Source organism: Prosthecodimorpha hirschii (genome assembly GCF_001305515.1).
GTDB classification, from domain to species: Bacteria; Pseudomonadota; Alphaproteobacteria; order Rhizobiales; family Ancalomicrobiaceae; genus Prosthecodimorpha; species Prosthecodimorpha hirschii.
In genome coordinates, this window is the sequence record NZ_LJYW01000001.1 from 1,074,450 (window position 1) to 1,086,451 (window position 12,002).

Sequence of the window (12,002 nt, forward strand, 5' to 3'; positions counted from 1 at the left end):
GGTCGTCCCGCTCACGCCGCCCGGTCGGCGAAGCCGCGCAGGATGGCCAGGAAGGTATCGCCGAATTCGGCCAGCTTGGCCGCGCCGATGCCGTGGACGGCGCCCATCTCGGCGCGGCTCGACGGCCGCTTGCCGGCCATGTCGATCAGCGTCCGGTCGGGGAAGATGACATAGGCCGGCACGTTGCGCTCGCGCGCCAGGCGCGTGCGCTCGGCCTTGAGCAGGTCCAGGAGCTTCTGGCCCTCGGCGTCGAGTTCCGCGCCCGCGCTCGCCGTCGCCTGCCGGCGCGCGGTCTTGCGGCTGCCCTTGGCCGGCGCCTCGACCGCGTCGCGGCGCAGCTCGACCGTGCGCCGGCCCTTCAGGACCTCGCGCCCGTCCTCGGTGATGAACCAGCGGCCGTGCTCGGTCATGTCGATATCGGCGATGCCGGCGGCATAAAGCTGGGCGAAGATCGCGCGCCACTGCACCTTGCTGAATTCCTGGCCGACCCCGAAGGTCGGCAACTGGTCGTGGCCGCGCGCGGTGACCTGATCGGTCGCGTCGCCGGTCAGGATGGCGATCAGATGCTCGCGGCCAAAGCGTTGGCCGGTACGGTACATGGCCGACAGCGCCTTCTGGGCCGCGACCGTGCCGTCGACGCCGACGATGCCGTCCTGGCAGACATCGCAATTGCCGCAGGGCTCGGACCGGTCGCCGAAATAGGCGAGCAAGGCCTGCCGGCGGCAGCGCGGCGCCTCGCACAGCGAGACCAGCGCGCCGATGCGCTGGTGCTCGACGCGCTTCTGCTCGTCGGAGGCCTCGCTCTGGTCGATCCACTGCCGGTAGCGCTTGACGTCCTCCAGTCCGTAGAGGGTCAGCGTGTCGGCCGGCAGGCCGTCGCGGCCGGCGCGGCCGATCTCCTGATAGTAGGCCTCGACGCTCTTCGGCATGTCGGCATGGGCGACGAAGCGCACGTCCGGCTTGTCGATGCCCATGCCGAAGGCGATGGTGGCGACCACCACGACGCCGTCCTCCTGCAGGAAGGTGTCGAGGTTGCGGGCGCGCGTCTCCATGTCCATGCCGGCATGGTAGGCGATGGCGCGGAAGCCGCGGCCGGCGAGCGTCGCGGCCATCTCCTCGGTGCGCGCGCGGGTCGAGCAATAGACGATGCCGCTCTCGCCGCGATGCTCCTCCAGAAAGGCGGCGATCTGCGTGCCGGCGCCGTCCTTGCGGCGGATGGCGAGGCGGATATTGGGCCGGTCGAAGCCGTGCACGAAGATGCGCGGCTCGCGCCGAAACAGGCGCGCGACGATGTCGGACCGCGTCGCCACATCGGCGGTCGCGGTCAGCGCGATCACCTGGGGGGCGCCGAGCGCCTCCTGGATGTCTCCGAGCGCCAGATACTCCTTGCGGAAATCGTGGCCCCACTGGGAGATGCAATGCGCCTCGTCGACGGCGAGCCGCGCCACCCCGGCGGCCGCCAACAGACGCTGCGTCTCGGCCATCATCAGCCGTTCGGGCGCGATATAGAGGAGCTTCAGCCGGCCGGCCGACACGTCGTCGCGCAAGGCCCGGGTCTCGTCCCAGGTGAGGCTCGAATTGAGCGCGGCGGCGCTGATGCCGTTGGCGCGCAGCTGCGCGACCTGGTTGGCCATCAGCGCGATCAGCGGCGAGACCACGATGGTCAGCCCGTCGCCGAGCACGGCCGGCAGCTGGTAGCAGAGCGACTTGCCGGAGCCGGTCGGCATGACCGCGAAGACATCCTCGCCGTCGAGCACCGCCGACAGGATCTCGTCCTGGCCCGGGCGGAAGTCCGCGAAGCCGAAGATCGAGCGGAGCGCGGCACGGGCGCGGTCGAGATCGGACATGCGGGGGACCGGTGGGCGTGCGGGACCAGGACGACGGACGGCGGGGTGACTCGCGGGTCGAACCGGCCGGACGGATCACGGAGACCTATCGGCTCCGCCGGCGGGGGTCAACGCGCAGGATGGGGTCAAGTCTGTGCCTGCGGGGCCGGGGCGGCGGGAAAGTGCCGGTCGAGATAGGCGGCGCGGTCGCGCACGGCGGCATTGCGGTCGGCGCGCAGGCGGGCGACGAAGGGCTCGATCGGTCCCAGCGCGGCGGCATGGAGGATCAGCCCGTCGGCGGCGATCTTGCGCACCGAGGCGGCCGGGTCGGCGATGCCGGCCGCGATCAGGTCCGGCAGCGGCAGGTCGTGCCGGATCGGCCGCTCGGCCCAGACCGGAACCGCGCGAGCGATGCCGTAGCGCTTGTCGATCCATTCCACCTGCGTCCCGGCATGCCAGGCGGCGCGGCCCTCGAGCAGGGCCTTGAGCGCCAGCGCACGCACGGCCGGGGTCGCCGCGGTGCCGGCGAGACGCGGCAGGACACCATCCAAACCGTCCTGGCGCAGGGCGAGCCGCAGCACACGGTGCGGAGCGCCGGTGGCGGTCGTGCCGAGAATGCCGGCCAGTGCGGCGGCGACATCGGGCCGCGCGACGAGTGCTTCGAGTTCGGCCCGCTCGTTCGTGCCCCAGCGCCCCCAAACGCGGCTGCGCTCGATCAACGCCATGGCGGCGGCGGCGATCACGCCCGGATCGGTCGCCACGCCGCAGCGCCGCATGGCCGCGACGGCGGCAGCCCGCACGGGGGCCGCCCAGTCGTTCAGCCGGACCGCCAGCGCGGCGACGCGGAACGGCGAGACCATCGGCCCCTTGAGCCGGCGAAGGGCCGCCTCACGTACATAGCCGTTCGAATCGAACAGCAGGACCCAGGCGAGATCCGGCGCCGCCTCGATCCGCCCATCGAACATCACGATGCGTCGCCAGTGGCGATCGTCGCCGGGATCCGCCGCATCATGGCCCATGCAGCCGGACAGGATCGCCGCAGCGACCTCGTACTCGACCGCAAAGACCGCTTCGGGTGAAAGCGCGTCCAAGGCCGCCAGGGCGTCCCGGAGCGCCGGGGGCGAGGCATCGTCCCCGGCCAAGTCCGCCCCGAGCCTTGCGATCCGCGACCGTGCATCCGGCGACAGCATGGGTGCGGGACGGCGGGGCGCAAAGGCGGGGGTGGCGGCCATGAGCGTTGTCTCCTGGCGGTGTCCCGCCCAGGATAGGCGAGAACGTCATTCCCCGATGGATCGATTCCAAAACGACGGTCGCTGCGGCCGTCGCCGCCCCTACTCCGCCGCCAGATTGTACTGGGCCAGCGAGGCCATCAGGTCGGCGAAGCGTTCGCCCTGGACGGTGACATGGGCGCGGGCGCGGTCGGCGGCCTGGGCGGGATCGCCATCGAGGATCGCCTGGACGATGCCGTCATGCTCGCGCCAGGAGGCGCCGACGCGGTTGCGGACGCGCAGCTGCAGGCGGCGATAGGGCTTCAGCCGGGCGTGCATGCGCCGGGCCTCCTCCTCGAGCACGCCGTTGCGCGCCGCCCGATAAAGCGCATAGTGGAACCGTTCGTTCTCATAATAGTAGGCGTCCGGATCCTCGCGTTCGGCGGCGGCGCGGCAGGAGGCATGGGCTTCCAGGAGGGCGGCGCGGTCGGCGTCGGACAGGCGGCGGGCGGCGAGACGGGCGCACATCGCCTCCAGTTCCGCCATCACCTCGAACATCTCGACCAGCCGCTCCGGCCCGATCCGCACCACCGTGGCGCCGCGCCGAAGCCGGATCTCGACGAAACCGGCGGCGGCAAGCTGCTGCAGCGCCTCGCGGATCGGCGTGCGCGAGACGGCGAAGCGATTGGCCAGTTGGACCTCGTCGAGCTTTTCGCCCGGCGCCAGCACGCCGGTCACGATCAGTCCCTCGATCTCGTCGCGCAGGCGATGGGCTGTGCTCACCATACCGGGCCCCATGCATTCTCGTTGTCATTTTGTGTATACACGAGACTTGACCCTGTGTCCAACCGATGACAAGGTTCCGGCTATCGTATGGCTGACTGCGCCGTTCTCCAACCGGAGCGCGGACGAAGAACGCGGCATCGCAACCGCGCACCCGCAGGGACGAGCCATCCAACGAAGAGAGGATCGCCCCATGACCACGAGCCGCCGTTCCCTCCTGAAATTCGCCGCCGCCGCCCCGGCCGCCGCGCTCCTGCCCTGGAGCCCGGCCCGCGCCGCCGCCCGGCTCAAGATCTCGCACCAATTCCCCGGCGGCACGACCGACGAGGGCGACTTCCGCGACCGTCTCTGCCGCAAGTTCGCCGCCGAGATCGCCAAGCGCTCGAACGGCGAGCTCGGCGCCGACGTCTATGCCGGCTCGTCGCTGATGAAGACCAATGCCCAGTTCAGCGCGCTCCGCAAGAGCGCGCTCGACCTGTCGCTCTATCCGCTCTCCTATGCCGGCGGCGAGGTGCCCGAGACCAATATCGGCCTGATGCCGGGCCTGGTCACGTCCTACAAACAGGGCATGGCCTGGAAGACGGCGCCGGTCGGCAAGATGCTGACCGACCTTCTCGCCGAGAAGGGCGTCATCGTGGTCACCTGGATGTGGCAGGCCGGCGGCGTCGCCAGCCGCGAGAAGCCGCTGGTCAATCCGGAGGACGCCAAGGGCCTCAAGGTCCGCGGCGGATCGCGCGAGATGGACCTCGTGCTGCAGGCGGCCGGCGCGGCCGTCCTGTCGCTGCCGTCGAACGAACTCTATGCCGCCATGCAGACCGGCGCCTGCGATGCCGGCATCACCTCCTCGACCAGCCTGATCTCGTTCCGGCTGGAGGAGATCGCCAAGCACCTGACCACCGGACGCGGCAAGGCCTACTGGTACATGTTCGAGCCGTTGCTGATGTCCAAGACGATCTTCGACGGACTGACCAAGGAACAGCAGAAGCTGATCATGGAGGTCGGCGCCGAGATGGAAGCCTTCGGCACGGCCGAAGCCCAGAAGGACGACGAGGCGGTGGCCAAGGTCTACGCCAAGGCCGGCGCCAAGATCTACGATCTCGACGATGCCGTCGTCGACAAGTGGCGGGCGATCGCGCGCGACACCGCCTGGAAGGACTACGCGGCCAAGAACGCCAATTGCGCCAAGCTCCTGGATCTGGCCCTGCAGGTCTCCGCCTGATGAGCCACGCCCCCGTCGCCGGGCCGGCCCCCATGCCGGCCCCCTCCAACACGGTGCTCGCGCTTCTGGCGCGGGCGCTCGGCCTGCTCAACGGCGCGATCGTGGTCGCCGCCTCGATCGCGCTGGTGCTCGCCTGCGTGATTCTCAGCCATTCGGTGGTGGTGCGCTACTTCCTGCACCAGCCGACCTACTGGCAGGACGAGGCGGCCGTGTTCCTGCTCGTCGGCGCGACCTTCCTGTCCGCCGCCTATGTCCAGTCCCGGCGCGGCCATATCGGCATCGAGGCCTTCGCGTCGATCCTGCCGGCCGGCATCGACCGGCTGCGCCGGCTCCTCATCGACGTGGCCAGCCTCGCCTTCTGCGCCTTCTTCGCGTGGAAGTCCTGGACGCTGCTGCATGAGGCCTGGGTCGACGGCCAGGTCACGTCCTCGACCTGGGCGCCGCCGCTCTGGATCCCCTATGCGGCGATGACCGGCGGCATGGCCCTGCTCTGCCTGCAGATCGCCCTACAGGTCGCCCTCTGGTTCGATCGGGGGCGCGCATGAGCACGCTGTCGATCGGTCTTCTCTACGGCGGCGCCACGCTGGCGGTGATGTTCTCCGGCATGCCGATCGCCTTCGCGCTGGGCGCCGTGGCGGTCGTGTTCATGGCCGTCTTCATGCCGGCCGCGGCGCTCGATACGGTCACCCAGAATGTCTACGAGGAAATGGCCTCGATCACGCTCCTGTCGATCCCGCTCTTCATCCTGAAGGGTGCGGCGATCGGCCGGTCGCGGGCCGGCCAGGATCTCTATTCGGCGATCCATGCCTGGATGTACCAGATCCCCGGCGGCCTCGGCATCGCCAACGTCTTCGCCTGCGCGGTCTTCGCCGCCATGGCCGGCTCGTCGCCCGCGACCTGCTCGGCGATCGGCTCGGCCGGCATCCCGGAGATGCGCAAGCGCGGCTATTCGGGCAGCTTCGCGGCCGGGATCATCGCGGCCGGCGGCACGCTCGGCATCCTGCTGCCGCCCTCGGTGACCATGATCCTGTTCGCGGTCGCGGCCGAACAGTCGCTCGGCCGCCTGTTCCTGGCCGGCATCGGTCCGGGATTGCTGCTGGTCGGCCTGTTCACGGTCTACGCGGTCTATCGCTACCGGCGCGAATATGCCGCCGCCAAGGCCGCCTACGACCGGGCCGGGACGCCGCACGCGATCCTGAAGCGCGAGCAGCTGACCATGGTCGAACGCTTCTCGACCCTGCCGCGAGTGCTGCCCTTCGTGATCCTCCTGACCGGCGTCATGGTCGCGCTCTACGGCGGCTATGCGACGCCGTCCGAGACCGCCGGTCTCGGCGGCATCCTGGCGCTGATCCTGATCGCGCTCATCTACCGGGTCTGGACCCCGACCGATCTCGGGCCGATCCTGACGGCGACGCTCAGGGAGGCGACCATGCTGATGATGATCATCGGCATGTCGCTGCTCTACTCCTACGTGATGAGCTACCTGCATCTGAGCCAGGCGGCCGCCCAGGCGATCGTCGCGCTCGGGCTCGGCAAATGGCTGCTGCTCGCCGCCATCCTGCTGATGGTCGTGGTGCTCGGCTTCTTCCTGCCGCCGGTCTCGATCATCCTGATGACCGCGCCGATCATCCTGCCGCCGCTCAAGGCCGCCGGCTTCGATCTGGTCTGGTTCGGCGTGGTGATGACCATCGTCATGGAGATGGGCCTGATCCATCCCCCGGTCGGCCTGAACATCTTCGTGATCAAGAACATCGCGCCGGACATTCCGCTCAAGGACGTCATCTACGGGACATTGCCCTATGTCCTCCTGATGGCGCTCGCGGTGGTCATCCTGTGCTTCCTGCCGGGCATCGCGACATGGCTGCCGGACCTCATCATGGGGACAAGATCGTGATGAATATCACCTATATGGCCGAGCTTCTGGCGACCGTGAGCGAACGTGCCTCGCGTCTCGTCGGGCTCGGCCCGAAACCGCGGTCGACGGCGGAGCGGGGCGACATTGCCGCGCTCGCCGCCGATCTCGTCTCCCATCGCGGCGAAGCCTCCGGCGTCGCCATCGCCCGCGAGATCCTCGCCCGCTACGACGCGCTCGGCACCGACGAGAAGGTCCGCTTCCTGTCCGGGCTGGTCGAGCGCTTCGGCCCGGACGAGGAGCGCGTCGCCCGCGCGGTCGAGTCCTGGCGGGCGGATCCCTCGCCGGTGGCGGTCAGCGAACTGCACATCGCCGCCGAGCCGCGCCGGCAGGAATTGCTGCGCCGGCTGAACCTCGCCCCCGGCGGCACGCTGGCGCTGGTGCATCTGCGCGAGGACGTGCTCGACCTGATGGGCGACGAGCCGACTCTGAAGGTGCTCGACATCGACCTCGTCCATCTGTTCTCGTCCTGGTTCAACCGCGGCTTCCTGGTGGTCCGCCGGATCGACTGGTCGACCCCGGCCAACATCCTGGAGAAGCTGATCGAATACGAGGCCGTGCACGAGATCGACGGCTGGGACGACCTGCGCCGCCGGATCGAGCCGGCCGACCGGCGCTGCTACGCCTTCTTCCACCCCCAGCTCGCCGACGAGCCGCTGATCTTCGTCGAGATCGCGCTGACCACCGGCATTCCGTCCGCCATCGGCCCGCTGCTCGCCGCCGACCGCCGGCCGCTCGCCCCCAAGGAGGCGACCACGGCGGTGTTCTATTCGATCTCCAACTGCCAGCAGGGCCTTGCCGGCATCTCCTTCGGCTCGTTCCTGATCAAGCAGGTGGTCGACGAACTGAAGCGCGACCTGCCGCAGCTGACGACCTTCGTGACCCTGTCGCCGGCGCCGGGCTTCGCCGCCTGGCTCGATCGCGAGCGCAATGCCGAGACGAGCCCGCTGACCCCGTCCGACCGCCAGACGCTCGACCTCCTCGACCGGCCCGGCTGGCATCTCGACAAGGCCGTCACCGACCGGATCGAGCCGGTCATGCGCAACGCCGCTGCGCGCTACTTTCTGGAGGCGCGGACGCCCAAGGGCCGTCCGGTCGACCCCGTCGCCCGCTTCCATCTCGGCAACGGCGCGCGGCTCGAACAGATCGACGTGTTCGGCGATACCAGCCCGCGCGGTCTCGCCCAGGCCTATGGGCTGATGGTCAACTACCTTTACGACCTCGACCGCATCGAAGAAAACCACGAGGCCTACGCGGACAAGGGCGCCACCGCAGCCTCGAGCGCCGTCCGCGCCCTCCTCAAGCGGGATGCGACCTCGCGCGAACTCGTCTGAGCCGCACCGAGGCCTTCCGCCCGTCCCATCATGCGCATCGCGGCGGCCCCAGCCGGGCCGTCCGCCCTCCGGGATCCCTGCCGATGACCAATCTCGCCACCCAGATCCGCCGCCTCGGCGCCCCCGCCGCCAAGACCTTCATCGAGACCGGCGACGGCCGCCGCATCACCTATGCCGATCTCTGGGCGACGACGGCGCGGATCGCCAACCACCTCGTCGCGCTGGGCCTGAAGCCCGGCGACCGGGTCGCCGTGCAGGTCGAGAAGTCGCCCGAGGCGCTGATGCTCTATCTCGCCACGATCCGGGCCGGCGGCGTGTTCCTGCCGCTCAACACGGCCTATACGCTGGCCGAGCTCGAGTATTTCATCGGCGATGCGGAACCCGCCATCGTGGTCTGCCGGCCGGCCGACGCCGACGCGATGACCGCACTGGCGTCCCGGCTCGGCGCGGCGCGCGTCGAGACGCTCGGCACCAAGGGCGACGGCAGCATCATGGCCGGTGCGGCGACGGCCTCCGACCTTTTCGAGGATGTCGAGCGGGCCGACGACGATCTCGCCGCGATCCTCTACACCTCCGGCACGACCGGGCGCTCCAAGGGCGCCATGCTCAGCCACCGCAACCTCGCCTCCAATGCCGAGACGCTGGTCGACACCTGGCGCTTCACCGCCGACGACGTGCTGATCCACGCCCTGCCGATCTACCACACGCATGGCCTGTTCGTGGCCTCGAACATCATCCTGATGGCCGGCGCCTCGATGATCTTCCTGCCGCGTTTCGATGCCGACCAGATCGTCGGCCTTTTCGACCGCGCCACCACGCTGATGGGCGTGCCGACCTTCTATGTCCGGCTCAGCCAGCATCCCGGCGTCACCCGCGCCTCGACCGCCGGCATGCGCCTGTTCGTCTCCGGCTCGGCGCCTTTGCTGGCCGAGACCCACCGCGCCTTCGAGGCGGCGACCGGCAAGGCCATCCTGGAGCGCTACGGGATGACCGAGACCAACATGAACACCTCCAACCCCTATGACGGCGACCGCATCGCCGGCACCGTCGGCCTGCCGCTCCCCGGCGTCGACCTGCGGGTTTCCGACCCCGAGACCGGCCGCCTGCTCGCGCAGGGCGAGATCGGCGTCATCGAGGTCAAGGGTCCGAACGTGTTCCAGGGCTACTGGCGCATGCCCGAGAAGACCGCGGCCGAATTCCGCCCCGACGGCTTCTTCATCACCGGCGATCTCGGCAAGATCGACGAGCGCGGCTATGTCCACATCGTCGGCCGCGGCAAGGACCTGGTCATCTCGGGCGGCTTCAACGTCTATCCGAAGGAGGTCGAGACCGAGATCGACGCCATCGCGGGCGTGGTCGAAAGCGCCGTGATCGGCGTGCCGCATCCCGATCTCGGCGAGGGCGTCACCGCCGTGGTGGTGCGCGAGGCCGGCGCCAGCGTCGACGAGGCCGCCGTCTCGGCGGCGCTGGCCGATCGGCTGGCCAAGTTCAAGCAGCCGAAGCGCGTCTTCTTCGTCGACGACCTGCCGCGCAACACCATGGGCAAGGTGCAGAAGAACGTGCTGCGCGACCAGTACCGGACCATCTACGGCGGCTGACGCGGAGCGCAGCCCGCGGATCGCGGTGCGGCGTGCCGGCGCGGCTCACTCCGCCGCGAGGCGGCGCAGGCGGCGGTGGATGGTGGTGCGGTCGACGCCGAGGCGGCGGGCCAGTTCGGAGACGTTGCCGCCGCAGGCGGCGAGGTCGGCGCGCAGATCCGGTCCGGCCTTGCGCAGCGGCGGCATGGCGGCGGTTCCGGCACGGTCGAAATCGGCCCGGTCGGTCCCTCTGCGCTCGATCCCGTCCCGGTCGATCTCGTCCCGGTCGATCGTGTTCCGGTCGATCGCGGTGCCGGCCGGCCGGTGGCGCCCCTTCCCGGGCATGATCCTGTCATTGCGATCCGCCTGCGCGGCGCCGAAATCCGCTGCGCCGGCGAGCGTGTCCGGCAGGTCCTCGGGGCGGACCTCGCCGTCCTCGGCGAGCGCGGCGGCGACGCGCAGCACATTGGCCAGTTCGCGCAGGTTTCCCGGCCAGTCATGGCCGCGCAGGGCGAGCCGGGCGGCCGTCGACAGGCGCAGGGGGCCGCCCTGCTCCTCGGCGGCCCGGCGCAGCAGGTGGTCGGTGACCGCGTCGAAATCCTGCCGCTCGCGCAAGGGCGGCAGGGCGAGCGTCGCGGCGTTGAGCCGGTAGTAGAGATCCTGCCGGAAGCGCCCGGCCGCGACCCGGCGGTCGAGCCGGTGATGGGAGGCTGAGATCAGCCGGAAATGCACGGGCTTGGCCCGATGCGCGCCGACCGGCGTCACCTCCCCTTCGGCCAGCACGCGCAGGAGCCGCGCCTGCAGGCCGAGCGGCATGTCGCCGATCTCGTCCAGGAACAGCGTGCCGCCGTCGGCCGCCTCGATCAGGCCGGTCTTGCCGCGCGGCGCCGCGCCCGTGAAGGCCCCCGGCGCGTAGCCGAACAGTTCCGATTCGATCAAGCTTTCGGGGATCGCCGCGCAATTGACCGCGACGAAGCGGCCGGGCTGCGGCCGGCTGTCGTGGATGGCGCGGGCGAGATATTCCTTGCCGGTACCGGTCTCGCCCTGGATCAGGATCGGAATGTCGCGCTGGGCGAGCTTCATGGCGCGCAGCTGCACCGCCTCCATGGCCGGATCGCCGAAGCCGAGTTCGCGCAGCGGCCGCGGCACGCGGCTGACCGGCAGGGCGGTGCCGCGGAAGCTCGCCACCGGGGCGACCGCGCTCGCAAACAGCGCCGCGCTGGCGCGGGTGCGCACGATCCGCTCGCCGCTCGGCTGGCCGCGCATCAGGCGCGGCAGGTCGTCGACCTCCAGCTCCAGGAGCCGGGAGACCGGCTGCCCGATCAGGGCGCGCGTCTCGCCGGCGCGCAGCCCGAGCAGGCGCGACAACGCGCGCAGGCCGCCATGGGTCATGCCGGAGATGCGGCCCGCCCCGTCGATCGACAGGGCCGCCTCCGGATCGACATCGAGGAATTCGGGCGAGCGCGACAGGCGCAGGATCCAGTCCTGCCGGGTGCGCGCCATCAGGTTGGCGAGCTCGATCCGCCGCGCCGTCTCGGTGACCAGATGCTGGGCCAGCTGCTGGCTCGCCTTCGCGGTCGGCGAGCGCAGCTGCGAGATGTCGACCACCGCGGTCAGGTCGCCGAGCGTGTCGAAGACCGGCGCGGCCGAGCAGGTCAGGCCGATATGGCTGGTGTCGAAATGGTCGTCCTGGTGGATCACGACCGGATCGCCGGATACGATGCAGGCCCCGACCGCGCAGGTGCCGGCGCGGCTCTCCGACCATTCCGAGCCGAGATAGAGCCCGGCGCGGCGCAGGTGGTTGTCGAAGGTCGGATCGCCGAGGAAGTCGACCGTGACGCCGCGCGCATCCGACAGGAGCAGGACGTAGTGCTGGTCCATGACATGCCGGAACAGGCCTTCGAGCGCCGACCGGCCGATCCGGATCAGGTCCTGCGCCTGCTGGCGATGCTCCTTCAGCTGCGTTTCGGGGACGATATAGGCCTGCTGCGCCTGGGCCGGGTCGAGCCGGTAGTCGTTCAGGCAGCGCAGCCAGGACTGCAGCACCGGCGCGTCCCGCAGGCTCGCATCCCCGCGCGCAACCCGCTCGAGCTCCAGCACATGGGACTTGGCCGACACCTCGGCCGGCATTCTGGCCGAAGTC

General features: G+C 70.3%; 9 protein-coding genes. 5 read left to right on the forward strand and 4 right to left on the reverse strand.

Annotated elements, in window-relative coordinates:
- Window positions 1-11: 11 nt before the first annotated feature.
- The 3 genes from recQ to ABB55_RS04695 form a co-directional block, all read right to left on the reverse strand.
- The gene (recQ, locus tag ABB55_RS04685) at window positions 12-1,847 is read right to left on the reverse strand and encodes a DNA helicase RecQ (protein WP_054357775.1); all 1,836 of its coding nucleotides are present in this window, start codon (window positions 1,845-1,847) and stop codon (window positions 12-14) included.
- A 125-nt stretch (window positions 1,848-1,972) separates the two neighbouring features.
- Entirely contained in the window at window positions 1,973-3,058 is a 1,086-nt protein-coding gene (locus ABB55_RS04690; RefSeq protein WP_210168248.1) for a hypothetical protein, read from the reverse strand.
- Window positions 3,059-3,157: 99 nt separating this feature from the next.
- Window positions 3,158-3,820: a GntR family transcriptional regulator gene (locus ABB55_RS04695; RefSeq protein ID WP_083463352.1), complete on the reverse strand. Its 663-nt coding sequence runs from the start codon at window positions 3,818-3,820 to the stop codon at window positions 3,158-3,160.
- 190 nt (window positions 3,821-4,010) lie between these two features.
- On the opposite strand from ABB55_RS04695, the gene dctP reads away from it, so the two are divergent.
- The 5 genes from dctP to ABB55_RS04720 all read left to right on the forward strand — a co-directional run bounded on the left by dctP (window position 4,011) and on the right by ABB55_RS04720 (window position 9,880).
- Window positions 4,011-5,036 (forward strand): TRAP transporter substrate-binding protein DctP, encoded by a 1,026-nt coding sequence (dctP, locus tag ABB55_RS04700; RefSeq protein ID WP_054357778.1) that lies wholly within the window; start codon window positions 4,011-4,013, stop codon window positions 5,034-5,036.
- Window positions 5,036-5,581: a TRAP transporter small permease gene (locus ABB55_RS04705; protein ID WP_054357779.1), complete on the forward strand. Its 546-nt coding sequence runs from the start codon at window positions 5,036-5,038 to the stop codon at window positions 5,579-5,581. The genes dctP and ABB55_RS04705 overlap by 1 nt, the downstream gene beginning before the upstream one ends.
- Window positions 5,578-6,930 carry a TRAP transporter large permease gene (locus ABB55_RS04710; protein ID WP_054357780.1) on the forward strand — a complete coding sequence of 451 codons (1,353 nt, stop codon included), beginning with the start codon at window positions 5,578-5,580 and terminating at the stop codon, window positions 6,928-6,930. Before ABB55_RS04705 ends, ABB55_RS04710 begins: the two co-directional genes overlap by 4 nt.
- Entirely contained in the window at window positions 6,930-8,282 is a 1,353-nt protein-coding gene (locus ABB55_RS04715; RefSeq protein WP_200912002.1) for a malonyl-CoA decarboxylase, read from the forward strand. Before ABB55_RS04710 ends, ABB55_RS04715 begins: the two co-directional genes overlap by 1 nt.
- 83 nt (window positions 8,283-8,365) lie before the next feature.
- Entirely contained in the window at window positions 8,366-9,880 is a 1,515-nt protein-coding gene (locus ABB55_RS04720) for a malonate--CoA ligase (protein ID WP_054357782.1), read from the forward strand.
- Between the two features lie 45 nt (window positions 9,881-9,925).
- On the opposite strand, the gene ABB55_RS04725 is transcribed toward ABB55_RS04720, so the two are convergent.
- Window positions 9,926-11,989, reverse strand: coding sequence for a sigma-54-dependent Fis family transcriptional regulator (locus ABB55_RS04725; RefSeq protein WP_054361841.1), 2,064 nt, complete (start codon window positions 11,987-11,989; stop codon window positions 9,926-9,928).
- Window positions 11,990-12,002: the final 13 nt, after the last annotated feature.